Raw genomic sequence first — 26,633 nt, 5'->3', positions numbered from 1 at the left:
AGTGCCGGGACTGCTATGCGGTCCCGGCGATCGGGAGGAATCAACAGTATGAAAAGTAAAAGCTCCTGGGTCCTGCTTCTCCTTCTGCTTTCCGGGATCGTTCTTGGAGGCTTTATCGGAGAGATGACAGCGAGAGTGCCGGGACTTTCCTGGTTAAATTTCGGGGAATCGTTCGGACTGAACGATCCGCTCGTCTTAAACCTCGGGATCCTTGTGATCACGTTCGGACTCAGCATCCGGATCACGATGGCGAGCATCATCGGCGTGATCGTTGCGATCCTGATCTACCGTTTCCTGTAGGAAGATCTGTTTTCCGGGAAACTTCTGTCAGCCGGGGAATGTACGGATGACAAAAAGGGGATATCTGCCGCACCGTGTACCTGGAGAGACCGGAAAGGCGGGATGTCAGTATGGAAAAGAAATGTGGAAAGACGATGAAGGGGCTGCCGGTCTCGGAGCGCCCTTATGAGAAGGTGCTGGAGAAAGGCCCGGCGTCGCTTTCTGATGCGGAACTCCTCTCGGTGATCCTGCGATCCGGGACAAAGAATATCCCGGTGCGGGAGATGGCGGAGGAGATTCTGAATTCCGGAAATCCACCGGGGCTGGCGGGACTCCTCCATGGCGCCGTGGAGGATTATAAAGAGATCCGCGGGGTCGGGGAAGTGAAAGCGATCCAGCTCGCGTGCGTCGGAGAACTTTCGGCGAGGATCTGGAAAACGGCGGCATCAGAAAAGACGGTCGTTTTTGATGCGCCGTCAAAGGTGGCTGCATTCTATATGGAGGAAATGCGCCATCTGGAACAGGAGAATCTGAAACTTCTGCTTTTGAATACAAAGAACATTCTGTTAAAGGATACAACAGTCTCGATCGGAACGGTGAATGCCTCCTGCGCGACGCCGCGGGAGATCTTTATCGAGGCGCTGCGGTCCAGGGCCTGCGGGATCATTCTGCTCCACAACCATCCAAGCGGGGATCCGACGCCGAGCAGGGAGGACTGCCTCTTTACAGAACGTGTCATGGAAGCAGGAAAGCTCATGGGAGTCCCGCTTCTGGACCATATCATTATCGGAGATAATTCCTATGTGAGCCTGAGAGAACGGGGAATTTTTGAAACATGAAAAACAATACGAAATATTTTCTATTTGGACTGTCGCTTCTCTGTATCTGTATGATCGGTATTACGACGATCAGGGGAAGCATCTTAAATCCGCTGCGGACCGCGGTGGGATATGTGCTGGTGCCGATCCAGTCCGGTGTGAACAGGGTCGGCGGCGGACTCTACAATGAACTGAGCAGCGTCGGAAAACTGAAGACGGCTCTGGCAGAGAATGAGACCTTAAAGACGAGAGTGGATGAGCTGACGGAGGAAAATACGAGACTCCGCTCGGAACAGTTCGAGCTGGAGCGCCTCAGAAGTCTCTATGAACTGGATCAGGAATATATGCAGTACCATAAGATCGGTGCCCGTATCATCGCAAAAGACTCGAGTTCCTGGTTTTCCGTATTCCGGATCGACAAAGGATCCGATGACGGGATCAAAGAGGATATGAACGTCATCGCCGGAGGCGGTCTTGTCGGTATCGTCACAGATGTGGGAGCGAACTACGCGACAGTCCGCTCGATCATCGATGACTCCAGCCGTGTGAGCGCCATGGCGCAGCAGTCCGGGGATTCCTGTATCGTCGCGGGAGATCTTCAGCTGTTTAAAGACGGCCGGTTAAAGCTTTCCTATATGGAAAAGGACGATGATATCAAGGATGGCGACATGATCGTCACTTCCAATATCAGCGGAAAATTCCTGCCGGGGATCCTCGTGGGGTATGCGACGGACATCACGGTGGATTACAACGACAACCTGACGAAATCGGGATACCTGATCCCTGCCGCGAGATTCGACAGACTTCAGGAGGTCCTGGTGATTACAGACTTAAAGGATGCGGGGCCGGAGATCAATGAATAGCAATATGAAGCGGATCATCGCGAGTTTTCTGCTGGTGATCCTGGCATTTATCGTGCAGACCTGTATTTTCCCGCTGCTGCCGTTCCTGGCGGTATATCCGAATCTCATGGTGATCCTTGTCTTTTCCTTCGGGTTTATCCGGGGAAGTGCCTGGGGGATGGGATACGGACTGATCGCGGGACTTCTGATGGACCTCTCGTCCGGAGGTCCGCTCGGATTTCACACGCTGATCTTTATCTGGATGGGCTATGTAAACGGAATCTGCACGAAGTATTATTATGAGGACTATATTACGCTGCCGCTGGTGCTTTCAGCGCTGAACGAAGTGTTTTATAATTTCTATCTTTATGTATTCGGCTTCCTGGTGCGGGGAAGATTACATTTCGGCTATTATTTCATCAACATTATCCTGCCGGAGACGATCTTCACCGTGGTGACAACACTGATCCTGTACCGGCTGTTCCTCTATATCAGCCGCAGACTGGAAGAGATGGAAAAAAGGAGAGACACAACGATTGTTTAACGATTTTTCTGAAATTCTGAAAGAGTTTATGAAAAAGCTGCTGTCGTCAAGACTTGTGATCCTGGCGGTGGTATTTGTGGGGCTGTACGCGATCCTTGGCATGCGCCTGTTCAATCTTCAGATCATGGAAGGAGAGCAGTACCAGGAAAACTATATGGCAAAGACGGAAAAAAAGATCAGTCTTGCCGGTACCCGCGGAAATATTTATGACAGAAACGGGAATCTTCTTGCATATAATAAACTGTCGTACAATGTGACGCTTCAGGATAACGGAGATTACAAAAGATCCAACGACAGAAACCGGATGCTCCTGGAGCTTGTCCGGATCTTAAACCGTCACGGCGAGAACGTGGAAGGAGATTTTTCCGTGGGTTATGACTCCTCCGGGAATATGATCTTCACGACCACCAGCGAGGCGGCGAGAAAACGCTTTTTGAGCGACTATTACGGATTAAAAAAGACGGATGAACTGGATGACGCGGATGGAAAATATCCGTCCGATGTGACGGCCAGGGAAGTCTTTGACGCCAGGGTAAAATATTACGGTCTGGACCAGCTGACGGATGACAATGACAACCCGATCGAACTTACCGATGAGGAAGCTCTCGGGATCATCAATATCCGCTATACGATGGGACTCACCGCGTACCGGAAATATGAGTCCACCACGATCGCCTCTGACGTCAGCAAGGAGACGATGACGGATGTTCTCGAAAACTCCGCGAACTTAAAAGGCGTCGGCATCGAGGAATCAACGATCCGTGTATACAATGACAGCGTTTATTTTGCACCGATCATCGGATACATCGGAAAAGTCTGGGATGATGAGCTCGAAAAACTCCGGGAGACGAATCCGGACTATGAGCTGACGGACCTTGTCGGAAAGACCGGGATCGAGGCATCCATGGAGACGGAGCTTCAGGGAAAGAAGGGTTCCCAGACTATGTATGTGGACAGTATGGGACGGATCCTTGAGGTCGTTAAGAGAACAGAGCCGGAGGCAGGACATGACATCTACCTGACACTGGACCGGGATCTCCAGATCGGTGTGTATCATATTCTGGAGCAGCAGCTTGCCGGTATCATCACGGGCAAGCTCGTGAACCGTGATCTTGATGACAACGATTATAAGAAGGCGGCAAATATCCCGATCCCTGTGAAGGATGTCTACTACCAGCTGATCAACAACAATGTCCTGGACCTTGCAGCGTTTTCCGCGCCGGAGGCGTCCCAGACAGAGAAAAACATCTATGCGAAGTACAGCCAGTCGAGAGAACAGATCCTCGCACAGATCCGGAGCGAGCTCACGGATGGATCCGCGAGAAAGATGGCAGACCTGCCGGAAGACATGTTTGCCTACATGCAGTATATCTATACGTTGCTTTCCGACCGTGGGATCATACAGACAGACAAGATCGACCAGGAGTCTGACACATACAACGCATGGAAGAACGATTCCATCAGCCTCAGGGATTACCTGTACGACGGGATCGCGGAGAGCTGGATCGACACGACAAAGCTGAAGATCGAGTCCAGATACTCTGATGCGGACAGTATTTACCAGACGATCGTGGAATATGTGATGGATGACCTGCAGAACGATGCGGCGTTCACGAAGAAGATCTTCCGCTACCTTGTCAATAACGGCACCGTGTCCGGAAAGGAACTCTGCCTCGCCCTCTATGACCAGAATATTCTGGCTTACGACGAGAATGAAGTCCGGATGCTGGAGGCGGGCGGAGATGAGTACGCATTCCAGTTTATCAGAAACAAGATCTCCGATATCGAGATCACACCTGCCCAGCTTGCCCTGGACCCGTGTTCTGCCAGTGCCGTGATCACGGACGTCAACACCGGTGAGGTGCGGGCACTCGTGACCTACCCGAGCTACGACAACAACAAGTTCTCCGGAACCGTGGATGCGGAGTATTACAACAAGTTAAATAACGATCAGTCCCTGCCGCTCTTTAACAATGCCACACAGGCACAGAAGGCGCCTGGATCGACCTTCAAGCCGATCATCGCGGTGGCGGCTCTTGAGGAAGGCGTGATCGGGCTGAATGATACGGTGAACTGTACCGGTATCTACAAGGAGATCACACCGGCGCTGCGCTGCTGGATCTACCCGGGACAGCATGGACCTCTCGATGTGGTCCACGGCATCCAGAACTCCTGCAACGTGTTCTTCTCTGAGATGGGACACCGCCTCTCCATGGATGAAAACGGAAACTATTCACCGGAACTCGGTATCGAGAAGATCCGAAAGTATGCGTCCATGTTCGGACTCGATGAGACATCCGGAATCGAGATTGCTGAGAGAGAGCCGCAGATGACGACGGAGAAACCGGAGGCATCTTCGATCGGACAGGGTAAAAACTCTTACTCCAATATCCAACTTTCCAGATATATCACGGCAGTTGCCAATAAGGGAACGGTATTCAAACTGAGTCTGCTCGACAAGATGACGGATTCCCAGGGAAATCTCTTAAAAGATTTCACACCGGAAGTACGTTCGACCATCGACGTCAAAGATTCCACATGGAACGCTGTCCACACCGGAATGCGCCGTGTAATCTCGGATGGTTCTGCGAGGAAGATCTTCAGTGACCTGGAAGTCGATATCGCAGGTAAGACGGGTACTGCCGAGGAGATAAAAAATGGACACCGCGTCAACCACGCGTTCTTCGTTTCCTTTGCTCCATACCAGAATCCGGAGATCGCGGTGACGGTGAATATCCCATACGGATATTCTTCCTCCAACGCGGCGACGGCGGCGAAAAATATTTACCGGTTCTACTACGGATATACAGACCTGAATTACATTCTGAATAACAGTGCGCTGAACTCTTCGAACGTAGAGATCGGAGACTAGTCTGCGCACTGCACAGACAAAATGCTGCAGCCCGGCGAAACTGCCGGGCTGTAAGGCGTTGACGGACCGGCGGTCTGGCGCACCTGTCAAAGTTACATAAAAGGGGGATTTCAAGATGAAAGAAGCTGTCGTAATCAAGGGAAATAAAGCCGGAATGACGGTTTATCTGGAGAAAGACCTGGATTTTGAGAAAGTTCTTCAGGCGATTGCAAAGAAGTTCAAGGCGACGGCGAAATTCTGGGGAGCTGCCCAGATGACGCTGACCCTGGAGGGACGGGACCTGACTCCAGAGGAAGAGTACCGTGTTGTGCAGACGATCACGGAAAATTCCGATATCGAGGTGCTGTGTCTTCTCGACACGGACGGAAACCGGACGAGAAAATGTGAGAAAGCACTCAATGAGAGACTGATGGAGCTGTCTTCCCTCACAGGTCAGTTTTATAAAGGGAATCTCCGGGACGGGGACGAGCTGGAATCAGAGGCCAGCATCGTGGTGATCGGTGATGTGGAAAAAGGAGCAAAAGTCAGCGCAAAAGGGAACATCATCATTTTAGGAGCGCTCCGCGGGGCGGCCCATGCGGGGATCTGCGGAAATGAGGATGCGGTGATCGTTGCTTTTGAGATGGCACCGATATCGGTCCGGATCGCGGGACTTTCCCTGAAAAAAGCGGAGAAAGGACGCCATCTTGGGCGCGGTCCGATGATGATCCTCTCTGAGAACGGAAAAGTTGTCGAAGAACCGATCAAAAAGAGCTTTCTGAGTGCGCTGAATTTTATATAAAAGAGGTCCGTATCAGTTTCCTTTTATAAAGCTTTTATAAAATCTATTTTTTACTGGAATTTTTTGCTTTTTTCATGTAAAATATATCTTGTGGTACCAGGGGCAAAGATCAGAAAACGGGTGCAGGTCTGCCCGCAGGAAAATTTTTGAGCTTTTGCCAATCCGGTATCAATCTCTGAAAACAGAGGAGATGCGAGTACATTCATAACTTAATACAGGAGGATATTCTTATGAGTGAAGTCATTGTTGTTACATCCGGAAAAGGGGGTGTTGGCAAGACGACGACCTCAGCGAATGTCGGTACAGGACTTGCCATGCTCGGGGAGAAAGTGATCCTGATCGATACAGATATCGGTCTCAGGAATCTCGACGTGGTGATGGGACTGGAGAACCGCATCGTCTACAACCTTGTGGACGTCGTGGAGGGGAATTGCCGTCTGAAGCAGGCACTGATAAAGGACAAAAGATATCCGAACCTGTTTTTACTTCCGTCCGCCCAGACCAGGGACAAGTCCTCCGTGACTCCCGGTCAGATGCGAAAGCTGGTGGATGATCTGAGAGAAGAGTGTGATTATGTACTGTTAGACTGTCCTGCGGGGATCGAGCAGGGATTTAAAAACGCCATTGCCGGAGCGGACCGTGCTTTTGTCGTCACGACTCCCGAGGTATCGGCGATCCGTGACGCAGACCGGATCATCGGCCTGCTGGAGGCGGAAGAAATCTCAAAGATGGATCTCATCGTGAACCGGATCCGGATGGATATGGTCCGGAGGGGGGATATGATGTCGATGGAAGATGTGACGGATATCCTTGGAATCCCGATCCTCGGCGCGATCCCGGACGATGAGGAGATCGTGATCTCCACGAACCAGGGGGAACCTCTGGTGGGAATGAATTCCTTTGCCGGACAGGCTTATCTTAACATCTGTAAGCGGATACTTGGTCAGGAGGTGCCGCTTATGGGGCTTGAGAAAAACAAAGGATTCTTCCATATGTTTAGCGGCCTCTTAAAGAGGGCATAAATGAAAAAGAGACTGTTCCATATCCTGACAGGGAGAAATTCCGGAAGTATCGCGAAAAAACGGCTTGAATTTCTGCTGATCGCGGACCGGGCCGGATGTACGCCGGAAATCCTGGAGATGTTAAAAAACGACATGATAAAAGTCATATCAAGATATATGATGATCGATCCGGAACAACTGGAGGTCAAGGTGATCCACATGGATCAGAGAAAGGCGGGAGAAAAGCTCCCGGTCCTGTATGCCAGTGTTCCGGTTCGGGAACTGCTGGTTAAGGGGACATTTTAATACATGCTTTCAGAATACAATTTTAAAAACTTCAATTTCCGTCTGTTGTTCTACGCCCTGGCGTTAAATGTGATCGGGCTTCTTGTGATCAACAGTGCGGTAAACGGAGACAGAAGCTATATCAACCGCCAGTTGATCGGCCTTTTTGGCGGACTGGTGATCATGATCTTCCTGGCTCTGATGGATTACCACAAACTGATGCGCTGTACCGGCGTGATCTATCTTGCCTGTGTGGCGATCCTGCTGGCGATCATTGTCGCAGGACAGTTTGGAGGAGCCGGAACGGGTGCGAGACGCTGGATCACACTTCCTGTGATCGGACGCTTCCAGCCGTCGGAATTTGTTAAGATCGGTCTGATCATTTTCTTCTCCTGGTTTCTGCAGCGAAATCAGGAGAAGATCAACGATCCCCGCACATTGATCATCGTCGGGGCTTTTGCTGCGGTTCCGCTGCTTCTCATTATGAAACAGCCGGACCTGTCCACGAGTATCGTTATCGTGTTCATTATTGTATGCCTGATCTTTGTCGCAGGACTCAGCTATAAGTGGATCATCGGCGCGGCTGCTGTTGGGATCCCGGGGCTGGCACTCACGGTATTTCTTGCTGAGCGGGGCGCTGTTCCGTTCCTGACAGGATATCAGGTAAACCGAATCCTCGCCTTCATCAATCCGGGAAAATTCGCAGACTTAAATGTCCAGCAGGATAACTCAAAGATGGCGATCGGATCGGGAATGCTGTATGGAAAAGGTCTGCTCAACGAGACGGCCATTTCCGTAAAAAACGGAAATTTCTTATCTGAGGAACACACCGATTTTATTTTTGCCGTGATCGGTGAGGAGATGGGGTTTGTGGGCTGCATGCTTGTGCTGGTTCTCTACCTTCTCTTCGTATTTGAATGCCTGCGAATGGCAGGGAGAACGAGAGATCTGACCGGAAAGCTCCTCTGTACGGGGATGGCTGCTCTCGTTGGATTCCAGGCATTTACAAACATTGCGGTTGCCACCGGGATTTTCCCGAATACCGGACTTCCGCTTCCATTTATCAGTTATGGTGTAAGTTCTCTGGTAAGTCTTTATATCGGCATCGGCGTTCTTTTAAACGTCGGACTGCAGCAAAATAAACTGGAATTCTAGGAGGTATTCTTATGAATGTTGGACTGATCGCGCATGATTCCAAAAAGAAACTGATGCAGAACTTCTGTATCGCGTATAAAGGGATCTTAAGTAAACATAACCTCTATGCGACCGGAACGACCGGAAAACTCATTGAGGAAGTCACAAATTTAAATATCCATAAATTCCTTCCTGGCCACCTTGGCGGGGAGCAGCAGATGGGAGCACAGATCGAGAACAATGATATCGATCTTGTGATCTTCCTGAGAGACCCGCTGTCACCGAAGTCCCACGAGCCGGATGTCAACAAGGCGGTGAGACTCTGCGATATCCACAACGTCCCGCTTGCGACAAACCTTGCGACAGCAGAGCTTCTGATCAAGGCTCTGGATCGCGGAGATCTTGAGTGGCGTGAGATGTATAAGTAATGAGTAAGAAGAAAAGATGGATCCCGGGGATCGTGGGGTTCTGCCTGATTCTTGGCGCGACTGGCTGCGCCGGACTTGCAGATACGGGAAATACCTACGCCCTGGATCAGAGGATCGAGACGTTCGCATCTTCAGGCAGCGGAAGAACGGCGGACGGCTTTGCGGCAGACCTGGCGGTGGTAACGGATGGGATCGACGGAGACGGAACACTCACAGCGCAGTCTGCCGGGGTATTTCCGCTCGATGGGGGAAATGCCGTATTTGCGCAGGATGTTTTTGAACGCAGAAATCCTGCCAGCACGACGAAGGTTATGACGGCGCTTGTCGCCCTGAAATATGGAAATCTTGAAGATATGGTGACGGTTCCTCAGGAGTCGGTAATCACGGAGAGCGGTTCCTCCATGGCGGGGGTTGTTCCCGGAGATAAGCTGACACTGGAGCAGCTTCTTTATGGTCTTTTGATCCCGTCGGGAAACGACGCGGCAAACGCGATCGCAGTTCATATGGGCGGATCGATCGAAGGATTTGTTGAAATGATGAACGAGGAAGCAGCCCGGATCGGTGCCACAGGGACGCATTTTGCAAATGCCAACGGCTTGACGAACGAGGACCACTATATGACCGCCTACGACCTTTATTTGATGTTCCATGAGGCGTTAAAGTATGAGAAGTTCCGGGATATTATCGGAACGAAGACATACACGGCGTCCTATAAAGGGGCGGACGGATCGGATAAAACCGCATCCTGGAGTGTCAGCAACTACTACATGCTCGGAAAGAGGGAAATGCCGGATGGACTCTCCGTATTTGGAGGAAAGACCGGAACCACCCAGGCGGCGGGCTACTGCCTGATCATGGGGGAGAAGGACGCGGACGGGAAAGAGTACGCATCTGTCGTGATGCATGCGGACAGCCGCGATGCTCTCTATTCGGATATGTCGACGATCATGGAGAAGATCGACCGGTAGCAGAAAACAGGAGGAAGAATACGTGAATGAACAGGACATGAAAGTTTTCGGGGGATCCGAAGGTTTTCATGTCCTGTTTTTACTCCCGGGCAACCGTAAAGAACTGTCGACAGCAGATTCTGCCGGTGTTGGAAGTACATTCTGCTTTTGTATGAAATTATTTCGAAATTTAGAAATAATGGTTGCAAATTTTCAGCAAATAGTCTATAATAAATTTACAAACAAGAGATTTTTTATACAAAATATATAAAATCCAAGGAGGAGTGCATTATGGTTCAGATCATCGCAGGACGGAAGGGAAAAGGAAAAACTAAATATTTACTTGACATGGCTAACACAGCTGTAAAAGAGGCAAAAGGTTCAATCGTTTACCTTGATAAAAGTTCGAAACATATGTACGAGCTTAACAACAAGATCCGCTTAATCAACGTGGCTGAGTTCTCCGTAAGTACGGCTGAAGGCTTTATCGGTTTCATCTGCGGAATTATTTCCCAGGATCACGATCTCGAGGCTATGTATCTTGACAGTTTCTTAAAGCTCGCCGGTCTTGAGGGAGAAGATATCACTGCAACTCTCGCAGAGCTGGATCAGATCAGTACAAAGTACCATGTAAACTTTGTATTAAGCGTATCCATGGATGGTGAAGAACTTCCGGAATCTGCAAAAGATATGGTGCTGGTAGCATTATAAAACAATCGCTCCTTCCTATAAGTAAGAGTACATAAACACCTGCCTGATGGCGGGTGTTTATGTTTTATAAGCCGGAAATTCTACGCTGCGAAAAAAATAAATAAAATGTCAAGCAAAAACACTTGACAACCATCACCGTTTATAGTATGATATCGCAGGTGACCTGATATGGAAAAAATTGTAGCACAGGGTCTTCTGTATGATTTCTATGGAGAGCTCCTGACGGAGCACCAGCGGCGTGTATATGAAGATGTGGTATTTAATGACATGTCCCTCAGCGAGATCGCCGAAGAACAGGGAATCAGCAGACAGGGCGTGCATGACCTGGTGAAGCGCTGTGACAAGATTCTTTCCGGATACGAGGAAAAACTGAAGCTTGTCGAGAAATTCAACCAGACAAAGAAAATGGTAGAAGAGATTAAGGAACTGGCTGGCCAATATAAAAAGGACGGCGACCGATCCCTGATCGACAGGATCGAAGCAATTTCCGAGGAGATCGGGAAGCTGTAAGCCAGAGGGAGAGTTTTCATGGCATTTGAAAGTTTAGCCGATAAATTACAGAATGTCTTTAAAAACTTAAGAGGCAAAGGAAGACTGTCAGAGGCGGATGTAAAAGCTGCCCTGAAGGAAGTCAAGATGGCTCTCCTGGAAGCCGACGTAAGTTTTAAAGTTGTTAAACAGTTTATCAGTTCTGTACAGGAGAGAGCGATCGGACAGGATGTCTTAGAGAGCCTGACTCCGGGACAGATGGTAATAAAAATTGTAAACGAAGAACTCGTAAAACTGATGGGTTCCGAGACCACAGAGATTGCCTTAAAGCCCCAGAATGAGATCACGGTCATCATGATGATCGGTCTTCAGGGCGCAGGTAAAACAACGACTACGGCAAAACTTGCCGGAAAGTTCAAGGCAAAAGGCAGAAAGCCGCTTCTTGCGGCCTGCGACGTCTACCGACCAGCTGCGATCAAGCAGTTACAGGTAAACGGTGAGAAAGTCGGAGTTCCGGTTTTCACAATGGGAGATAACCAGAATCCGGTGAATATCGCAAAAGCCGCTGTGGAACATGCCAGAAAAGAAGGCATGAATCTTGTATTCCTCGATACGGCAGGACGTCTTCAGATCGATGAGTCCATGATGGATGAGCTCGTCAACATCAAAGAAGCAGTCGATGTCGACCAGACGATCCTCGTTGTCGACGCGATGACCGGTCAGGATGCAGTCAATGTTGCCGGAAGCTTTAATGACAAGATCGGCGTCGATGGCGTGATCTTAACAAAGCTTGATGGTGATACACGAGGCGGTGCGGCGTTATCGATCCGTGCCGTGACGGGAAAACCGATCCTCTACGTCGGTATGGGCGAGAAGCTCTCTGACCTGGAACAGTTTTATCCGGACCGTATGGCTTCGAGAATCCTTGGAATGGGTGATATCCTTTCCCTGATTGAGAAAGCCGAATTTGAGGTGAGCGAAGAGAAGGCGAAAGAGATGAGCCAGAAACTTCGCAAAGCAGAATTTGATTTTAACGATTTCCTTGATCAGATGCGTCAGATCAAAAAGATGGGCGGAATGAACAGCATCTTGAACATGATGCCGGGAATGGCCCAGATGAAGGGAAATGTTGAAATAGACGAGAAATCCATGGATAAAGTGGAGGCGATCATTCTCTCAATGACGAAGGAAGAGCGGGCGAACCCGTCACTCCTGAATCCGTCGAGAAAACAGAGGATCGCGAAGGGCGCCGGAGTAGATATTGCCGAGGTGAACCGGATCGTCAAACAGTTTGAACAGTCGAAAAAGCTCATGAAGCAGCTTCCTGGAATGATGGGAGGCGGAAAGCGGAAAGGGCTTGGCGGACTGGGCGGTATGCTTGGAAAGATGAAATTACCATTCTAAGTACCGCATTATGATAAGAAGGCAAATGCGATTCCCGCATGGCTGATACACAAAGAAACCAAGGAGGTGAAATTGTCATGGCAGTTAAGATGAGATTAAGAAGAATGGGTCAGAAGAAGGCTCCTTTCTATAGAATTATCGTTGCAGATTCCCGTTCCCCGAGAGACGGTCGCTTCATCGAAGAGGTTGGATACTACGATCCGAACACAGAGCCGAGCACCATCAAATTCGACGAGGAAGCAGCTAAGAAGTGGTTAGGAACAGGCGCTCAGCCGACTGAGACTGTTGCTAAGCTCTTAAAGGCAGCCGGTATCCAGTAATCGAGGTGGATTCAATGAAGGAATTGGTAGAAGTTATCGCCAAAGCGCTGGTTGATAATCCAGATGAAGTCGTTGTTACGGAATCTGAAAAAGAAGAAGAGATCGTCATCGAGCTCAAGGTTGCCCCGACCGATATGGGAAAGGTGATCGGAAAGCAGGGAAGGATCGCGAAAGCCATCCGCTCCGTTGTGAAGGCGGCTTCTTCCAAGATGGATAAGAAAGTGATTGTTGAAATTCAGTAATCGTGAGGGACTGTGGACAGGATTTTTCCCGGCTGCAGTCCCCTTTCTGTTATCAGAGACGGTTTCTGCGGGCAGGTATCAGCCGTGCCGTGCTTGATAGAATGACAGGAGCTGACTGCCCGGGTTCCCTCACAGTTACGATAGGAGACAAATATGGAAAAATATCTTCGTGTAGGCGTCATTACCTCCCCGCACGGCGTGCGCGGCGAGGTGAAGGTCTATCCGACCACCGATGACGCGATGCGCTTTAAAAAATTAGATCATGTGATCCTGGACCTCGGAAGAGGAGAAAGCCGGGAGTTAAAGATCCGTCAGGTAAAATTCTTCAAAAACATGGTCATCCTGAAATTCGACGGGGTTGACACTATGAACGAGGTGGAAGGATGGCGCCAGAAGGACCTTCTGATCACAAGAGACCAGGCAGTGCCTCTTCAGGAGGACGAATTCTTTATCACCGACCTCATCGGACTTACTGTTGTCACGGACGAAGGGGATACGCTCGGAACGCTGACGGATGTGATGGAGACAGGAGCAAACGATGTCTACTGTGTAAAGACACCGGAGGGAAAGGAACTTCTTCTCCCGGCGATCCACGACTGCATTCTCGATGTGGATCTTGATAAGGAAGAGATGCTTGTCCATGTTCTTCCGGGACTTCTGGATCTGTAAGGGGAGGCCGCGATGAATTTTCATGTACTTACCCTGTTCCCGGAGATGATCATGAACGGTCTGGAGACCAGCATTCTCGGCCGCGCGGCAGCGAAGGGGATCGTATCGTTTGAGGCGGTGAATATCCGCGATTATACGCTGGAGCGCCACGGAAAGGTGGACGACTATCCTTACGGCGGCGGCGCCGGGATGGTCATGCAGGCGGAGCCGATCTACCGCGCTTATGAGGCACTTGTCGAGAAGATCGGAAAGAAACCGCGTGTGATCTACATGACTCCCCAGGGAAAGACTTTCAATCAGAATATTGCGGAAGATCTCGTGAAGGAGGAGGATCTGGTGTTCCTCTGCGGTCACTATGAGGGGGTCGATGAGCGCGTTCTGGAGATGATCGCGACAGATTACCTCTCCGCAGGAGATTATGTCCTCACAGGAGGAGAGCTTCCGGCGATGATGATGATCGACTGTATTTCAAGACTTGTCCCGGGAGTGCTGAACAACAATGTGTCTGCGGAGTTCGAGACATTCCACGATAACCTTCTGGAGTATCCGCAGTACACGCGCCCGGAAGTGTTCATGGGCAAAAAAGTGCCGGATATTCTTCTTTCCGGGCATCATGCAAATGTCGAGAAATGGCGCAGGGAGCAGTCGATCATCCGCACACTGAAGAACCGCCCGGAACTTTTGGAGGACGCTGTCCTTTCGAAAAAGGAGCAGAAGTTTCTGGATGAATTGCTGAGACAGCAGGAGACCGAAAAACCGTGACCAAAAAATTGCACGATATATGAGAAAACCGCTTGCATTTTGGCTTGCGGTATGATAAAATACAAAACTGTGGTATCCGAAAGACGGGAGAACCCTGTCAATACGGAGACTTAAATCATAAGAGATGTTCCGCTGCCGCAGGAAAAGAAGATGCGGGTAAGAACATCGAATACTTTAAGGAGGTTCATATCAATGAACGACATTATCAAGAATATCGAAGCTGCACAGTTAAAAGAGTCTGTACCGAGCTTCAACGTAGGTGACACTGTAAGAGTATCCGCTAAGATCAAAGAGGGAAACCGTGAAAGAATCCAGATCTTCGAGGGAACTGTTATCAAGAGACAGAACGGCGGCGTTAGAGAGACTTTCACAGTAAGAAAGAACTCCAACGGTATCGGCGTTGAGAAGACATGGCCGCTTCATTCTCCGTCTGTTGAGAACGTTGAGGTTGTAAGAAGAGGTAAAGTTCGCCGCGCGAAACTTTACTACTTAAGAACAAGAGTAGGTAAAGCTGCAAAGGTTAAAGAATTAGTAAAATAATTCATAATAACTGTACAGAGAGTCAGTAGATCAAAGGGGCAATGAAAATTGTCCCTTTGTTTTTACTAAAACAGCAGGAATTCCCCTTGCATAAAGTACAGATGTTCTGTCATGGATTCAGGAGGTCCCTTCATGGAATTTTTTGAGAAAAAGGAACCGAACAGGCTTCACCGGATCACGGAATGGGCGGTCGACTGCGCAGTCATGATCGCTCTTGCGTGCTATCTCGTGTTTTGTTTTGGGAGCAGGGTTGAGATGAATGGAAGTTCCATGAAACCCGTGCTGGAGTCCGGAGATGTGGTGCTGATAAACCGGCTCGCATATGATGTCGGGAAACCGGTCCGATTTGATGTTGTCGTCTTTGAACGGGAAGGACAGCAGCCGGGGATCAAGAGGATCATCGGACTTCCCAGTGAGACGGTCCAGATCAAAAATGGATCCGTCTATATCAATGGGGAACTCTTAAAAGCGGAAAACGGACTTGCCGAGGCGACGATCGCCGGGGCAGCCGAGTATCCGGTCGAGCTCGGGGATGATGAATATTTTCTCCTGGGTGACAACCGTGAATCAAGTGAAGACAGCCGGTTTTCCGGCATTGGAAATATAAAACGGGAAAATCTCATCGGACGCGTCTGGCTGCGGTTTCAGCCATTTTCCAGACTTGGTTTCGTCCGGTAGCAGGAAAGGACGGAGACGATTACTATGAATATACAGTGGTATCCAGGCCATATGACAAAGGCGAAACGCGCCATGAAAGAGGACGTGAAACTTGTAGACCTCGTGATCGAGCTTGTGGATGCGAGAGCGCCGCTTGCCAGCCGCAATCCGGATATTGACAGCCTCGCAGCCGGAAAAGGCCGTGTGATCCTTTTAAATAAGGCGGATCTTGCTTCTGAGAAGGCAAATGCCGCATGGATCTCCTATTTTGAGGGACAGGGCTTCCAGGTCATGAAGATCGATGCAAGAGCGAAAGCGACGTTAAAACAGCTGAATGCCCTGATCCAGGAGGCATGTAAGGAGAAGATCGAGCGCGACAGAAGGCGCGGTATCTTAAACCGCCCGGTGCGTGCGATGGTGGTCGGGATCCCGAACGTCGGAAAATCCACGTTCATCAACAGCTTTGCCGGAAAAGCAGCTGCGAAGACGGGAAACAAACCTGGCGTCACAAAGGGAAATCAGTGGATCCGTTTAAATAAGCAGGTGGAGCTTCTCGACACTCCGGGTATCTTATGGCCGAAATTTGAGGACCAGAAAGTTGGTCTTTTACTGGCGTTTTTAGGCTCCATCAACGATGAGATCCTGGAGAAAGATGAACTGGCTTCCGAACTTGCGGGATATCTTAAGGAGATCACTCCTGGTCTCTTAAAAGAGCGTTACGGGATCGAGGAGGAAGGAAAGAAGCCGTATGAGCTCCTCGATGAGATTGCAACGGCGCGTGCATGCCTGACAAAGGGAGGCGTGAATGATCTGACAAAGGCGGCGAGACTTCTTCTTGATGAATTCCGCGGCGGAAAGCTCGGAAGGATCACGCTGGAGATGCCGGCGGAATAAAGTGTGGAACATGAATACGCAGGGATAAGGAGTAAAGAAATATGGCAAGACGTGTGCTGACCGGAGAAAAACTGGAAAAGGAGCTGGAACGCCTCTCCCTCATGCGGGAGTTCGAGAGACAGTATGAGGACTGTGCGTTTATCTGCGGGATCGATGAGGCGGGCCGCGGACCTCTTGCAGGGCCGGTTGCGGCCGGTGCGGCGATCCTGCCGAAGGACTGCCAGATCCTTTATTTAAACGACTCGAAAAAGCTCTCTGAGAGCCGGAGAGAGGAACTGTTCCTGGAGATCAAGGAGAAAGCGATCGCCTGGTCGGTGGGGATCGTGGGTCCTGAGCGGATCGATGAGATCAACATCCTGCAGGCGACTTATGAGGCGATGCGCCAGGCGATCGCGAAACTTGACCCGGCGCCCCAGATCCTTTTAAACGATGCGGTGACGATCCCGCAGGTTGCGATCCCGCAGGTGCCGATCATCAAGGGCGATGCGAAGAGCGTTTCCATCGCGGCGGCAAGCATCCTCGCAAAGGTCACCAGGGACCACATGATGGAAGAGTATGATAAGGAATACCCGGAGTATGGGTTCGCAAAGCATAAGGGATACGGAACTGCCGCACATATCGCGGCGCTGAAAGAGTTCGGACCGACCCCGATCCACAGACGTACATTTATTACGAAGTTTGTGTGATAAGCAGCCATTTTTCGAAGAAAAATGAGCGGATTATGAATGCTTTTGAGCATTGCGGGAGCACGAAGTGCGGAGCAATGCGGTATCAGAGAAACAAAGCTGAGCGAGTCATCGATGGGGGATTTTTGTGACAAGAAATAATCGGGCAGTGGGCAGCATCTATGAGGAAAAGATCGCTGCCTTTTTAAAACAGAACGGATTTGTGATCCTGGAGCGGAATTACCGCTGTAAACAGGGCGAGATCGATATTATTGCGAAAGATAGAAGCTATTTCGTGTTTATCGAGGTGAAATACCGTGCCAGTGGTTCAGCTGGGTTTTCGCTGGAAGCGATCGACCACAGAAAGGCTCTTCGGATCCGGAATGCGGCAGTCTATTATCTGTATTCCCACCAGCTTCCGGAGGAGACACCGTGCCGGTTTGATGCGGCGGGGATCGATGGGGATGAGATCACATATATCAGGGATGCATTTTAAGGTTCAGGCCGAATGTACGTGGGACTCGCAAAAATCCATTATGCTTTTGATCGTGTATCCGGAACAAGCATGCGTACTTTCCGCATGGCTGAGAACGGCGCATATCGTTGAATGAAAAAATTCTGCATGAGATATCTCGGAAAGGGGAAAATTATGGATCAGTGGATCAGAAAAACAGATGCGGCGGATCATATGAAGGAAGTGACAAATAACGGTGTCACCTACCTGACATTCCCGGCACTTGATGCAACCGGGATCGTCACTCACGCGTTTTCCACGCGGATGGGAGGTGTCAGCGAAGGCTGGTATTCGACCATGAATTTCTCTTTCACACGCGGTGACAACCGGGAACATGTGCTGGAAAATTACAGCAGGATGGCGGCGGCGCTCGGCGTAAAGCGGGAAAAGATGGTCTTAACCTGGCAGACGCACACGACAAATATCCGCGTTGTATCGGAAGATGATCTTGGAAAGGGAGTTGTGAAGGAACGGGATTACCGGGATATTGACGGTCTCCTGACCAATATGCCGGGTGTGACGCTCGTGACGTTTTTTGCAGACTGTGTGCCGTTATACTTTGTGGATCCGAAGCATCGTGCGATCGGACTCGCCCATTCGGGCTGGAGAGGAACCGTGAACCGTATGGGAGAAAAGATGGTGGCGGCCATGAAGCGGGAATACGGAAGCCGGCCGGAGGACCTTGTCTGCTGTGTGGGACCGAGTATCTGCAGTGACTGCTACGAGGTTGGAGAGGATGTTGCGGACAAGTTTTATGACGCGTTTTCTAAGGAAGACTGCAGGGCGATCGTTCTGCCGTCGAAGACGGGCATGATCGGAAAGAGGCAGCTGGATCTCTGGGAGGCGAACCGACGGATCCTTCTGGAGGCCGGAGTCCCGGAAAAAAATATTTCCGTCACTGATATCTGCACGAGATGCAATCCGGATAAGTTGTTTTCCCACCGGGCGATGGGAGAGAAGCGAGGGAATCTCTGCGCGTTTCTTGCGCTTAAGGAGAATTAGGCGTGTGAGAATGCGGGGGTTCGCAAAAAATGACATTTGACGAAAAACCTTCCAGTGTATTATTTTTCAGGACGATCATACTAGGAACGTACCATCAAACATGCCCGATGCGAGAGCAGGAAAGGCATTACACTAAAAGGAGGCGTATCTTATGTCTAACACAAGCAGTTCTTCTTCTAACCGTGTAGTAGTTCCGGAAGCAAAGGAAGCGATGGACAAATTCAAAATGGAGATCGCGGATGAGCTCGGAGTGCCGCTTACAAACGGCTACAACGGCAATCTGACTTCTTACCAGAACGGCAGCGTCGGCGGCTATATGGTTAAGAAGATGATCGAGGAGCAGGAGAAGAAGATGGCGGGCAAATAAGGGTTAGAGCCTGAGCATCTGAGGGAGAGGCCTTCGCGAGGAGAGACAGAATTCTATTGATTCTGGTTGCCTCACGGAGGCTTTTTTCTGTGTGAGGTGATTGGCGAGAGTACGCGGTGAGTTTCCGCCTGGGAGCGCCCGGGGATGCGGGGATGGTTCCTCTAAGCTTGCGGGAGATTGCTAAAGGCGGAAAAAAGATGATACAACTCGCTGCGCTCAAACAAGTATCATCTTTTTTCCAACGCAGTCACCCGCGAGCTAAGAGGAAGCCAGATCCCCGGATCAAGGCGCTCCCAGGCGGAAACTCACCGCTGTGGGATGGTGGGGCGAAAAGAGTGGGGGTGTGACAGCGGGGAGGAAGTTTATCGTTGGTTTATGCAATGTCTGAAAAAGGCTCAGAAAACACTTGTATAATAGAAAAAATACGATTATAATGGGGCGGAGAATAAAAATTGCAGTGGTATTTTATGAGTTAGAGGTTGAGATATGAGAGTAATCGCAGGCAGTGCGAGACGGCTGCTTTTAAAGACGGTCGAGGGAATGGAGACGAGACCGACTACGGACAGGATCAAGGAGACTCTGTTTAATATGCTTCAGAATGATCTTTACGGGGCGAGATTTCTGGATCTTTTTGCGGGAAGCGGGGCGATCGGGATCGAGGCGCTGAGCCGTGGGGCGAAGGAAGCGGTCTTTGTGGACAAGGGAGACGGACAGATTTCCTGTATCCGGGATAATCTGAAGACGACCCATCTGGAAGAGAGGGCTCGTGTGATGTCCGCGGATGTGACAGAGGCGATCCGGAAGCTTGACCGGGAAGGAAAGGCGTTTGATTTTATCTTTATGGATCCGCCGTACCGGATGGATCTTCCGAAGAAGGTGCTGGAAGCGCTGAGGGACACTTCTCTTGCGGATGAGGAGACGCTGATCATCGTCGAGGAAGCTCTCGATACTGATTTTTCCTGGGCTGGAGCGCTCGGGTATGAGATTGAGAAGAGTAAGGAATATAAGACGAATAAGCATGTATTCCTGAGAAAAAATTAAGAATCATCTGTTCAGGGGACTGAAAAAGGGAAGACAGATCCGGCGGTCAGAGACTGAAGGCTGAAGCCGGGTCAAAATACAAAAACGGAACGATATAAAATGAGGAGAAAAACCGCGGGTTTTCGCGGTGTGAGACAGAAATTATGAAAAAAGCAATTTATCCGGGAAGTTTTGACCCGGTTACACTGGGACATATCGACGTGATCAGACGTGCGTCAAAGCTGTTTGATCATCTGATCATCGGCGTTCTTAATAATCGTGCGAAAACGCCATTGTTTTCCGTGGAAGAACGTGTTAAGATGTTAAAAGAGGTCACAAAAGACATTCCGAACGTGGAGGTAAAAAGTTTTGCGGGTCTTACCGTTGACTTCGCGAAAGAATGCGGCGCGAACGCCGTTGTCCGCGGACTCCGCGCGATCACTGACTTTGAATATGAGCTCCAGATCGCCCAGTTAAACCGCGTGATGGATACGAGTATCGATACAGTATTCCTGACGACAAGTCTCGAGTACGCGTATTTAAGTTCCAGTACCGTGAAAGAGGTAGCGGCTTACGGCGGCGATATTTCAAATTTTGTAACGCCTTATGTGGCGGATGAAGTACATAAGAGACTGCGTGAGAGACAGGGCAGTCAGGCGTAAGGGAAAGGAAAAGGAAACAACATGAGCAGAATTGAACAGTTAATCAATGAAATTGAGGAATACATCGACAGCTGTAAATTTCAGCCGTTATCTACATCAAAGATCATCGTAAATAAAGAGGAACTGGACGAGCTTTTAGTCGAGCTCCGTTTAAGAATCCCGGATGAGATCAAGCAGTATCAGAAGATCATCAGCAATCAGGACGCGATCCTTTCCGATGCTCACAGCAAAGCGGATGCGATGCTCGCAGAGGCAACTGCTCAGACAAACGAGCTTGTAAATGAACACGAGATCATGCAGAGAGCCTATGCCCAGGCAAATGAGATCATCGAGCAGGCGCAGGCGCAGGCTCAGACGATCGTTGACAATGCGGTCGCTGATGCGAACAGTGTCCGTCAGGGTTCGATCCAGTATACCGATGATATGTTAAAGAGTCTCCAGACGATCATGAACCACACGATGGAGGGCGCTCAGGGCCGCTTCGACGCATTCATGAATTCCATGAAGTCCAGCTATGATATCGTCTCCTCCAACAGAAAGGAGCTTTCCTCCGGGATCATCACTGAAAAAGAGGAGAGCGCTGAGCCGGAAAAACAGGATTCCACTGAGGCTTGATTGCGGAAACGCTGTCGACGGCGTACCGGCCTGACCGGACCGGATCTGCGAGAGGATGCGGGAGTGGTATTTTATGAGAACCGATATTTAAAAAAAGTGAAATCCCAGAATGCCGGTGAGAACTGCCATAAATGCAGCAGCCAGGGCGGAATGGGCAATTTTCCAGAGAAGATACTGCCGGATGGAGAGTCCGGCAGTTTTTTTTATTCGCTTATTGTTTAACGGGAAATTTCCATGCACCGGAGAACTTTCTTCTTTATCTGCCGGAAAGTTCTGATGGGACTTCTCGCTTTGGATCACCGCATTTGTCTGCGACAGGGCGGAAAAGCCTCCGAAGGAAAAGATGGCAGCTGCGGCGACGGCGGAAACCGGATACGGAAGGGAGTTATGAACCGTCCGGATCCCTGTGGTGATCTCCAGACTGCCGCAGAGAAACAGCCGGACCGGGGCAGGGATCCGGGAAATGTTCCGGACAACGAGGATCAGGATGGAGTAAAAGATAAGATATCCGCCGATTTTTACGAGAATCTCCGCGGAATTCATGATCGCGGCGTCGAGTGTGATCGCGGGTCTGGTCAGCCTGCTGACAGATGGAGCGTCAGGATTCATGATCGCGGCGTTGAGAGCGATCGCGGAATGCTTCGTCTGTGCCTTTGCGGTGATGCTGGCCGGAAAGGAGGCCCGGACGTGTTCTCTACGGTAGATCAGGCTGGCCGGGACCGCGAGAAGGAGTAGAGGTGCGTAGATAGAAAAGACAAAATATGACAACGGGACCTGGGAAGCAAACATGGGACAGACGAAACCTGCGAGAAACATGGGACTTGGATGATTGCAGAGTGCAAAGAGAAATTTCGCCTCCCCGGAGCTGATCCGCCCTTCCGCGTAAAGATCGGCACATGTCTTTGCTCCCATGGGGCAGCCGCAGAGAAGACCGGTGAGGAGAACATACCAGCCGTCCGCCGACAGTCCGGCAAAGCGGAAGATTACCGTGAACGGACGCATGAGTGCCTGGACCCCGCCGGAGGCGGAGAGAACGGAAGACAGTACCATAAACGGAAAAAGCGCCGGGACGACGGAGGAATACCACAAAAGAAGTCCGGACACAGCCCCTTTTGTTACGAGATCCGCGTGAAAGATCATAAAGATCAAGCAGAGCAAGATCAGAAAAGCTCGTTTTATCATAAACACTCCTTTTTGCAGAATTTTTTCAGGATTCATGGCCGCATCCGGATCTTACGAAAAAAGCACTGCCCGCGTACTGTAACCTGCCCGCCGATGCTGCAGAACTCTTTCTATTATTTTCATTGTACTTTCCCCGGAATTTTGATATGATAAATATAGTGCGCTTTTCTGTTTAAAATGCATTTCCGGGATAAAGTCCGAAACCTGGAAAGTCTGCGGGTGCGGCTGTGGAAATGTCGGAGAGCGCGTGATCGGAAGGAGAGAAATATTTGGAAAAAGCAATCCGGCTGGACAAATATCTGGCTGATATGGGAAAAGGTACGAGAACGGAGCTCAAGGAGATGATCCGGAAAGGACGGATCAAGGTGAATGGCGAGGTCGTGAAAAAACCGGAGACAAAGATCCGGAAGGGCGAAGATACGATCCTGCTCGACAATGCGCCGGTGGAGTACGTGGAACTGGAATATTATCTTTTGAATAAACCGCAGGGCGTGATCTCGGCGACGGAGGACCGCCGCAGGGAGACGGTCGTGGACCTGATCGATGAAAAGCAGAGGAAAGATCTCTTCCCGGTGGGACGTCTTGATATCGATACGGAAGGTCTGCTCCTCATCACAAACGATGGGGCGCTTGCCCACCGCCTTCTTGCCCCGGGTCACCATGTAGATAAGGTCTACGAGGCGAGATGTGAGGGACTTGTCCCGGATGAAGCGGTACAGAAGTTCCGTGACGGGATGGAACTCTCGGACGGACTTTCCTGCATGCCGGCGGAACTCGAGATCCTGGAGAGGAAGGCCGGGGATCCGGAGACAGGGACGGAGGCGGAGAGTCTGGTGAGTCTGACTCTTCACGAGGGAAAATTCCATCAGGTAAAGCGTATGATGGAGGAAGTCGGCTGTCCGGTTGTCCACCTGAAACGCCTGTCCATGGGACCATTGAAGCTGGATGCGACATTAAAACCCGGTGAGTACCGGAAACTGACGGATAAAGAACGGGAGTTGTTGGAAAACTTATGATAAAAAATTTTTTGGATCATAAAAAAGCGATGCTTTTTGACCTCGACGGGACCCTGGTGGATTCCATGTGGATGTGGGAAGCCATCGATATCGAATTCCTTGGAGCGTATGGTTACGAGTGCCCGGAGGATCTTCAGAGAGCCATTGAAGGAATGAGCTTTTCGGAGACGGCCGTGTATTTTAAGGAACGGTTTAAGCTTCCGTTAAGCCTGGACGAGATCAAGGCAATCTGGGTTCAGATGTCGATCGACAAGTACCGCTATGAGGTCCCGCTGAAGCCGGGTGTGCCGGAGTTTTTAAAATACTGCAGAGAGAACAGGATCCGCACGGGGATCGGGACCAGCAACGGAAGCGAGATTGTGGACGCGGTCCTGACTTCCTTAAATGTGAAGGAATATTTCGACGTGGTGGTGACGGCCTGCGAGGTGGCTCACGGAAAACCGGAGCCGGATATTTACCTGGAAGTGGCGAAGCGCCTTGGCGTAAAGCCGGAGGAGTGCCTCGTATTTGAGGATATCCCGGCCGGGATCATGGCGGGCAAAGCGGCAGGAATGCCGGTGATCGCCGTGGAGGATGATTTCTCAAAAGACCTGATGGACGAGAAACGAGCACTCGCGGACGCGGTGATCGCGGATTACAGAGAACTTTTATAAAGCTGCAAATATTTCAGTGAAAACAGTGACTTTCCTAAGCTGGAAATTCGCTGGAGATGCAGAAAGAAATACAAAAAACATAATAACGGCGGGGGATGAAAGTTTGGGTTCTCCGCCTACGGCAGACCACGGTAAGTTCGGAACAAATATGTCAGACTGGCGGTGGCTGGAAACAATATATGAAGGACATGGAATATGATACATGATTTTCTCCCGGTATGCCGGGCAGATATGGAAAAAAGAGGCTGGGATCAGTGCGATTTCGTCTATGTGTGCGGGGACGCCTATGTGGATCATCCGTCGTTCGGATCGGCGATCATCAGCCGTGTGCTGGAATCCTACGGATATAAAGTCGGGATCATCGCCCAGCCGGACTGGAAGGATAAGGAAAGCATCCAGATCCTCGGAAGACCGAGACTCGGCTTCCTCGTGAGCGCCGGAAACATGGACTCGATGGTAAACCATTATTCCGTCTCGAAAAGAAGGCGCGATAAAGATTCCTACACGCCGGGCGGTGTGATGGGAAAACGGCCGGATTACGCGGCGGTTGTCTACTGCAACCTGATCCGCTCGGTCTACAAAGACATCCCGATCGTGATCGGTGGGATCGAGGCGAGCTTACGTCGTCTCGCACACTACGATTACTGGTCAAACAAAGTAAAACACTCGATCCTCGTGGACTCTCAGGCGGATTTGATCTCCTACGGAATGGGGGAAAAGTCGATCGTTGAGATCGCGGACGCCTTAAATTCCGGGCTTGATGTGAAGGACATCACATTCATCGACGGAACCGTCTATAAAACGGACAGTCTGGATTCCGTCTACGATGCGGTGATCCTGCCGTCCTATGATGAGATCAAAACGGATAAAAGACGGTATGCGGAGAGCTTCGGGATCCAGTATAAGAATACGGATGCGTTCTCCGGAAAACGCCTGGTGGAGCCGTACCGCGACAATTTATATGTGGTCCAGAACCCACCGGCAAAACCGCTCTCCATCCAGGATATGGATGATGTCTACGCGCTCCCGTATATGAGAAAATGGCATCCGTCCTACGACGCGGCGGGCGGGATCCCGGCGTTCTCTGAGGTGAAATTCAGCCTCATCAGCAACCGCGGCTGCTTCGGCGGCTGCAGCTTCTGTGCGCTGACCTTCCACCAGGGCAGGATCATCCAGGTTCGGAGCCATGAGTCTATCATCGAGGAGGCCAAATATCTGACAAACGAGCCGGATTTCAAAGGCTATATCCATGATGTCGGCGGTCCGACGGCGAACTTCCGCTTCCCGGCCTGCAAGAAACAGCTGAAATACGGAGCATGTCCGGGAAAACAGTGTCTGTTCCCGAAGCCATGCGAGAACCTGATCGCGGATCACACGGATTATATCGCACTCCTCAGGAAACTCCGGGCGCTTCCGAAGGTCAAGAAGGTCTTTATCCGTTCCGGAATCCGTTTCGATTATGTGCTCGCAGATAAAAAGAAGGATTTCCTCCGGGAACTCTGCATGTACCATGTCAGCGGACAGCTGAAGGTCGCGCCGGAGCATGTCTCCGACCAGGTCCTCCGCCTTCTCGGAAAGCCGGAAAATGCGGTCTACGAGAAGTTCGCGCAGGAATATAAAAAGATGAATGAGAAGCTCGGGTTAAAGCAGTACCTTGTCCCGTATCTCATGTCCTCCCACCCGGGTTCCACGCTGAAAGAGGCAGTGGAGCTTGCGGAACACCTGAGAGACCTCGGCTACATGCCGGAGCAGGTACAGGACTTCTACCCGACACCGTCGACGATATCGACCTGTATGTACTACACGGGACTCGATCCGCGGACGATGGAGCCGGTCTATGTGCCGACGAACCCGCATGAAAAGGCGATGCAGCGTGCCCTGATCCAGTACCGGAATCCGGACAACTATGATCTTGTAAAAGAGGCACTGATCAAGGCCGGACGAGAGGATCTGATCGGATTCGACCAGAAATGCCTGATCAAGCCGCGGAAGATGGCGAAAGACATGGCGGGCGGAGACCATTCCGGTCATTCGGGAAAGGCAGCTTCCGGCAGAGGCGGTTCCGTCCGGAGAGATGGCGAAAGACATGGCGGAAATAACGGCCGCGCTGCGTCACGGTCCGAGAAGAGCAGAAATGACAGCCGCTTCGCATCGCAGGCCGGAAAAACCAGAAATGACAGCCGTCAGACCGTATCAGGCAGGGCGAAAGGGATGGCAGGCCAGACCGGCGGCAGGAAGCCGAAACCAAGACCGCAGCAGGGAAGAAACAGGAAATAAAGAACGGTCCGGGATCATATCAGAACAGATACCGGTCAACA

The 26,633-nt window shown here is 50.6% G+C and carries 33 protein-coding genes; 32 read left to right on the top strand and 1 reads right to left on the bottom strand.

Annotation, left to right across the window (positions count from 1 at the left end):
* The first annotated feature begins 48 nt into the window (after window positions 1–48).
* The 29 genes from V2546_RS01745 to V2546_RS01605 all read left to right on the top strand — a co-directional run bounded on the left by V2546_RS01745 (window position 49) and on the right by V2546_RS01605 (window position 21,464).
* The gene (locus tag V2546_RS01745; protein WP_118297943.1) at window positions 49–300 is read left to right on the top strand and encodes a DUF4321 domain-containing protein; all 252 of its coding nucleotides are present in this window, start codon (window positions 49–51) and stop codon (window positions 298–300) included.
* Window positions 301–410: 110 nt separating this feature from the next.
* Window positions 411–1,118, top strand: a complete 708-nt coding sequence (gene radC / locus V2546_RS01740; protein ID WP_118297944.1) for a RadC family protein — start codon at window positions 411–413, stop codon at window positions 1,116–1,118.
* Window positions 1,115–1,960 carry a rod shape-determining protein MreC gene (mreC, locus tag V2546_RS01735; protein WP_118297945.1) on the top strand — a complete coding sequence of 282 codons (846 nt, stop codon included), beginning with the start codon at window positions 1,115–1,117 and terminating at the stop codon, window positions 1,958–1,960. The genes radC and mreC overlap by 4 nt, the downstream gene beginning before the upstream one ends.
* On the top strand, window positions 1,953–2,483 hold the full coding sequence (gene mreD, locus V2546_RS01730; protein WP_346011246.1) for a rod shape-determining protein MreD: 531 nt from the start codon (window positions 1,953–1,955) through the stop codon (window positions 2,481–2,483). Before mreC ends, mreD begins: the two co-directional genes overlap by 8 nt.
* On the top strand, window positions 2,476–5,355 hold the full coding sequence (locus V2546_RS01725) for a penicillin-binding transpeptidase domain-containing protein (RefSeq protein ID WP_329751390.1): 2,880 nt from the start codon (window positions 2,476–2,478) through the stop codon (window positions 5,353–5,355). Before mreD ends, V2546_RS01725 begins: the two co-directional genes overlap by 8 nt.
* A gap of 115 nt (window positions 5,356–5,470) precedes the next feature.
* Complete coding sequence (locus V2546_RS01720) at window positions 5,471–6,136, top strand: septum site-determining protein MinC (RefSeq protein WP_329751389.1); 666 nt, start codon at window positions 5,471–5,473, stop codon at window positions 6,134–6,136.
* A gap of 230 nt (window positions 6,137–6,366) precedes the next feature.
* Window positions 6,367–7,158 carry a septum site-determining protein MinD gene (gene minD, locus V2546_RS01715; protein ID WP_118297949.1) on the top strand — a complete coding sequence of 264 codons (792 nt, stop codon included), beginning with the start codon at window positions 6,367–6,369 and terminating at the stop codon, window positions 7,156–7,158.
* Window positions 7,159–7,443: a cell division topological specificity factor MinE gene (gene minE, locus V2546_RS01710; RefSeq protein ID WP_118297950.1), complete on the top strand. Its 285-nt coding sequence runs from the start codon at window positions 7,159–7,161 to the stop codon at window positions 7,441–7,443.
* A 3-nt stretch (window positions 7,444–7,446) separates the two neighbouring features.
* Entirely contained in the window at window positions 7,447–8,577 is a 1,131-nt protein-coding gene (locus V2546_RS01705; RefSeq protein ID WP_118529795.1) for an FtsW/RodA/SpoVE family cell cycle protein, read from the top strand.
* Window positions 8,578–8,588: 11 nt separating this feature from the next.
* The gene (locus tag V2546_RS01700) at window positions 8,589–8,984 is read left to right on the top strand and encodes a methylglyoxal synthase (RefSeq protein ID WP_118297952.1); all 396 of its coding nucleotides are present in this window, start codon (window positions 8,589–8,591) and stop codon (window positions 8,982–8,984) included.
* Window positions 8,984–9,952: a D-alanyl-D-alanine carboxypeptidase family protein gene (locus tag V2546_RS01695; protein WP_215703013.1), complete on the top strand. Its 969-nt coding sequence runs from the start codon at window positions 8,984–8,986 to the stop codon at window positions 9,950–9,952. The genes V2546_RS01700 and V2546_RS01695 overlap by 1 nt, the downstream gene beginning before the upstream one ends.
* 22 nt (window positions 9,953–9,974) lie before the next feature.
* Complete coding sequence (locus tag V2546_RS01690; RefSeq protein ID WP_215703014.1) at window positions 9,975–10,202, top strand: hypothetical protein; 228 nt, start codon at window positions 9,975–9,977, stop codon at window positions 10,200–10,202.
* Between the two features lie 20 nt (window positions 10,203–10,222).
* A complete protein-coding gene (locus V2546_RS01685; protein WP_118297955.1) occupies window positions 10,223–10,642 on the top strand; it encodes a twitching motility protein PilT in 420 nt (139 codons plus the stop codon).
* Window positions 10,643–10,810: 168 nt separating this feature from the next.
* Window positions 10,811–11,152, top strand: a complete 342-nt coding sequence (ylxM, locus tag V2546_RS01680; protein ID WP_015554334.1) for a YlxM family DNA-binding protein — start codon at window positions 10,811–10,813, stop codon at window positions 11,150–11,152.
* A gap of 18 nt (window positions 11,153–11,170) precedes the next feature.
* Window positions 11,171–12,535, top strand: coding sequence for a signal recognition particle protein (ffh, locus tag V2546_RS01675; protein ID WP_118297956.1), 1,365 nt, complete (start codon window positions 11,171–11,173; stop codon window positions 12,533–12,535).
* A gap of 77 nt (window positions 12,536–12,612) precedes the next feature.
* Entirely contained in the window at window positions 12,613–12,855 is a 243-nt protein-coding gene (gene rpsP, locus V2546_RS01670) for a 30S ribosomal protein S16 (protein ID WP_015554336.1), read from the top strand.
* A gap of 14 nt (window positions 12,856–12,869) precedes the next feature.
* The gene (locus tag V2546_RS01665) at window positions 12,870–13,097 is read left to right on the top strand and encodes a KH domain-containing protein (protein ID WP_015554337.1); all 228 of its coding nucleotides are present in this window, start codon (window positions 12,870–12,872) and stop codon (window positions 13,095–13,097) included.
* Window positions 13,098–13,250: 153 nt separating this feature from the next.
* Window positions 13,251–13,766, top strand: a complete 516-nt coding sequence (gene rimM, locus V2546_RS01660) for a ribosome maturation factor RimM (protein ID WP_118297957.1) — start codon at window positions 13,251–13,253, stop codon at window positions 13,764–13,766.
* A 12-nt stretch (window positions 13,767–13,778) separates the two neighbouring features.
* Window positions 13,779–14,528 carry a tRNA (guanosine(37)-N1)-methyltransferase TrmD gene (gene trmD, locus V2546_RS01655; protein ID WP_329751388.1) on the top strand — a complete coding sequence of 250 codons (750 nt, stop codon included), beginning with the start codon at window positions 13,779–13,781 and terminating at the stop codon, window positions 14,526–14,528.
* A gap of 192 nt (window positions 14,529–14,720) precedes the next feature.
* On the top strand, window positions 14,721–15,068 hold the full coding sequence (gene rplS / locus V2546_RS01650; protein WP_118297959.1) for a 50S ribosomal protein L19: 348 nt from the start codon (window positions 14,721–14,723) through the stop codon (window positions 15,066–15,068).
* 132 nt (window positions 15,069–15,200) lie between these two features.
* The gene (gene lepB / locus V2546_RS01645) at window positions 15,201–15,746 is read left to right on the top strand and encodes a signal peptidase I (protein ID WP_329751387.1); all 546 of its coding nucleotides are present in this window, start codon (window positions 15,201–15,203) and stop codon (window positions 15,744–15,746) included.
* 24 nt (window positions 15,747–15,770) lie between these two features.
* Window positions 15,771–16,619, top strand: coding sequence for a ribosome biogenesis GTPase YlqF (ylqF, locus tag V2546_RS01640; protein WP_118297961.1), 849 nt, complete (start codon window positions 15,771–15,773; stop codon window positions 16,617–16,619).
* Window positions 16,620–16,660: 41 nt separating this feature from the next.
* On the top strand, window positions 16,661–17,305 hold the full coding sequence (locus V2546_RS01635; RefSeq protein ID WP_118297962.1) for a ribonuclease HII: 645 nt from the start codon (window positions 16,661–16,663) through the stop codon (window positions 17,303–17,305).
* A 127-nt stretch (window positions 17,306–17,432) separates the two neighbouring features.
* Window positions 17,433–17,780, top strand: coding sequence for a YraN family protein (locus V2546_RS01630; protein ID WP_329751386.1), 348 nt, complete (start codon window positions 17,433–17,435; stop codon window positions 17,778–17,780).
* Between the two features lie 153 nt (window positions 17,781–17,933).
* Window positions 17,934–18,800 carry a peptidoglycan editing factor PgeF gene (pgeF, locus tag V2546_RS01625; protein ID WP_118298056.1) on the top strand — a complete coding sequence of 289 codons (867 nt, stop codon included), beginning with the start codon at window positions 17,934–17,936 and terminating at the stop codon, window positions 18,798–18,800.
* A 151-nt stretch (window positions 18,801–18,951) separates the two neighbouring features.
* The gene (locus V2546_RS01620) at window positions 18,952–19,167 is read left to right on the top strand and encodes an alpha/beta-type small acid-soluble spore protein (protein WP_118297964.1); all 216 of its coding nucleotides are present in this window, start codon (window positions 18,952–18,954) and stop codon (window positions 19,165–19,167) included.
* A 486-nt stretch (window positions 19,168–19,653) separates the two neighbouring features.
* On the top strand, window positions 19,654–20,208 hold the full coding sequence (gene rsmD, locus V2546_RS01615; RefSeq protein WP_118322725.1) for a 16S rRNA (guanine(966)-N(2))-methyltransferase RsmD: 555 nt from the start codon (window positions 19,654–19,656) through the stop codon (window positions 20,206–20,208).
* 143 nt (window positions 20,209–20,351) lie between these two features.
* Window positions 20,352–20,849, top strand: a complete 498-nt coding sequence (coaD, locus tag V2546_RS01610) for a pantetheine-phosphate adenylyltransferase (RefSeq protein WP_118322729.1) — start codon at window positions 20,352–20,354, stop codon at window positions 20,847–20,849.
* A gap of 21 nt (window positions 20,850–20,870) precedes the next feature.
* Complete coding sequence (locus V2546_RS01605) at window positions 20,871–21,464, top strand: ATP synthase subunit B family protein (RefSeq protein WP_118297966.1); 594 nt, start codon at window positions 20,871–20,873, stop codon at window positions 21,462–21,464.
* A gap of 87 nt (window positions 21,465–21,551) precedes the next feature.
* Here the strand turns inward: V2546_RS01605 and V2546_RS01600 are convergent, their stop codons facing one another.
* Window positions 21,552–22,646, bottom strand: a complete 1,095-nt coding sequence (locus V2546_RS01600) for a hypothetical protein (RefSeq protein WP_329751385.1) — start codon at window positions 22,644–22,646, stop codon at window positions 21,552–21,554.
* Window positions 22,647–22,915: 269 nt separating this feature from the next.
* Between V2546_RS01600 and V2546_RS01595 the strand changes: the two genes are divergently transcribed.
* From V2546_RS01595 to V2546_RS01585, 3 genes are all read left to right on the top strand, one after another.
* Window positions 22,916–23,662 carry a pseudouridine synthase gene (locus V2546_RS01595; RefSeq protein WP_118322720.1) on the top strand — a complete coding sequence of 249 codons (747 nt, stop codon included), beginning with the start codon at window positions 22,916–22,918 and terminating at the stop codon, window positions 23,660–23,662.
* Window positions 23,659–24,315 carry an HAD family hydrolase gene (locus tag V2546_RS01590; RefSeq protein WP_215703018.1) on the top strand — a complete coding sequence of 219 codons (657 nt, stop codon included), beginning with the start codon at window positions 23,659–23,661 and terminating at the stop codon, window positions 24,313–24,315. Before V2546_RS01595 ends, V2546_RS01590 begins: the two co-directional genes overlap by 4 nt.
* A gap of 195 nt (window positions 24,316–24,510) precedes the next feature.
* A complete protein-coding gene (locus tag V2546_RS01585; protein ID WP_329751384.1) occupies window positions 24,511–26,592 on the top strand; it encodes a YgiQ family radical SAM protein in 2,082 nt (693 codons plus the stop codon).
* Window positions 26,593–26,633 lie beyond the last annotated feature (41 nt).

It is taken from the genome of Clostridium sp. CM74B_53 (assembly GCF_036318045.1).
In the GTDB taxonomy this organism is placed as follows: Bacteria; Bacillota; Clostridia; order Lachnospirales; family Lachnospiraceae; genus Pilosibacter.
This window is presented reverse-complemented; position numbering and strand designations above follow the sequence as displayed.

What these genes read in the sequence shown, in the direction of transcription:
- V2546_RS01745 (WP_118297943.1), top strand. Translation starts at nt 49, where the DNA reads ATGAAAAGTAAAAGCTCCTGGGTCCTGCTTCTCCTTCTGCTTTCCGGG.
- radC (WP_118297944.1), top strand. Translation starts at nt 411, where the DNA reads ATGGAAAAGAAATGTGGAAAGACGATGAAGGGGCTGCCGGTCTCGGAG.
- mreC (WP_118297945.1), top strand. Translation starts at nt 1,115, where the DNA reads ATGAAAAACAATACGAAATATTTTCTATTTGGACTGTCGCTTCTCTGT.
- mreD (WP_346011246.1), top strand. Translation starts at nt 1,953, where the DNA reads ATGAATAGCAATATGAAGCGGATCATCGCGAGTTTTCTGCTGGTGATC.
- V2546_RS01720 (WP_329751389.1), top strand. Translation starts at nt 5,471, where the DNA reads ATGAAAGAAGCTGTCGTAATCAAGGGAAATAAAGCCGGAATGACGGTT.
- minD (WP_118297949.1), top strand. Translation starts at nt 6,367, where the DNA reads ATGAGTGAAGTCATTGTTGTTACATCCGGAAAAGGGGGTGTTGGCAAG.
- minE (WP_118297950.1), top strand. Translation starts at nt 7,159, where the DNA reads ATGAAAAAGAGACTGTTCCATATCCTGACAGGGAGAAATTCCGGAAGT.
- V2546_RS01705 (WP_118529795.1), top strand. Translation starts at nt 7,447, where the DNA reads ATGCTTTCAGAATACAATTTTAAAAACTTCAATTTCCGTCTGTTGTTC.
- V2546_RS01700 (WP_118297952.1), top strand. Translation starts at nt 8,589, where the DNA reads ATGAATGTTGGACTGATCGCGCATGATTCCAAAAAGAAACTGATGCAG.
- V2546_RS01695 (WP_215703013.1), top strand. Translation starts at nt 8,984, where the DNA reads ATGAGTAAGAAGAAAAGATGGATCCCGGGGATCGTGGGGTTCTGCCTG.
- V2546_RS01685 (WP_118297955.1), top strand. Translation starts at nt 10,223, where the DNA reads ATGGTTCAGATCATCGCAGGACGGAAGGGAAAAGGAAAAACTAAATAT.
- ylxM (WP_015554334.1), top strand. Translation starts at nt 10,811, where the DNA reads ATGGAAAAAATTGTAGCACAGGGTCTTCTGTATGATTTCTATGGAGAG.
- ffh (WP_118297956.1), top strand. Translation starts at nt 11,171, where the DNA reads ATGGCATTTGAAAGTTTAGCCGATAAATTACAGAATGTCTTTAAAAAC.
- rpsP (WP_015554336.1), top strand. Translation starts at nt 12,613, where the DNA reads ATGGCAGTTAAGATGAGATTAAGAAGAATGGGTCAGAAGAAGGCTCCT.
- V2546_RS01665 (WP_015554337.1), top strand. Translation starts at nt 12,870, where the DNA reads ATGAAGGAATTGGTAGAAGTTATCGCCAAAGCGCTGGTTGATAATCCA.
- rimM (WP_118297957.1), top strand. Translation starts at nt 13,251, where the DNA reads ATGGAAAAATATCTTCGTGTAGGCGTCATTACCTCCCCGCACGGCGTG.
- trmD (WP_329751388.1), top strand. Translation starts at nt 13,779, where the DNA reads ATGAATTTTCATGTACTTACCCTGTTCCCGGAGATGATCATGAACGGT.
- rplS (WP_118297959.1), top strand. Translation starts at nt 14,721, where the DNA reads ATGAACGACATTATCAAGAATATCGAAGCTGCACAGTTAAAAGAGTCT.
- lepB (WP_329751387.1), top strand. Translation starts at nt 15,201, where the DNA reads ATGGAATTTTTTGAGAAAAAGGAACCGAACAGGCTTCACCGGATCACG.
- ylqF (WP_118297961.1), top strand. Translation starts at nt 15,771, where the DNA reads ATGAATATACAGTGGTATCCAGGCCATATGACAAAGGCGAAACGCGCC.
- V2546_RS01635 (WP_118297962.1), top strand. Translation starts at nt 16,661, where the DNA reads ATGGCAAGACGTGTGCTGACCGGAGAAAAACTGGAAAAGGAGCTGGAA.
- pgeF (WP_118298056.1), top strand. Translation starts at nt 17,934, where the DNA reads ATGGATCAGTGGATCAGAAAAACAGATGCGGCGGATCATATGAAGGAA.
- V2546_RS01620 (WP_118297964.1), top strand. Translation starts at nt 18,952, where the DNA reads ATGTCTAACACAAGCAGTTCTTCTTCTAACCGTGTAGTAGTTCCGGAA.
- rsmD (WP_118322725.1), top strand. Translation starts at nt 19,654, where the DNA reads ATGAGAGTAATCGCAGGCAGTGCGAGACGGCTGCTTTTAAAGACGGTC.
- coaD (WP_118322729.1), top strand. Translation starts at nt 20,352, where the DNA reads ATGAAAAAAGCAATTTATCCGGGAAGTTTTGACCCGGTTACACTGGGA.
- V2546_RS01605 (WP_118297966.1), top strand. Translation starts at nt 20,871, where the DNA reads ATGAGCAGAATTGAACAGTTAATCAATGAAATTGAGGAATACATCGAC.
- V2546_RS01600 (WP_329751385.1), bottom strand. Translation starts at nt 22,646, where the DNA reads ATGATAAAACGAGCTTTTCTGATCTTGCTCTGCTTGATCTTTATGATC.
- V2546_RS01590 (WP_215703018.1), top strand. Translation starts at nt 23,659, where the DNA reads ATGATAAAAAATTTTTTGGATCATAAAAAAGCGATGCTTTTTGACCTC.
- V2546_RS01585 (WP_329751384.1), top strand. Translation starts at nt 24,511, where the DNA reads ATGATACATGATTTTCTCCCGGTATGCCGGGCAGATATGGAAAAAAGA.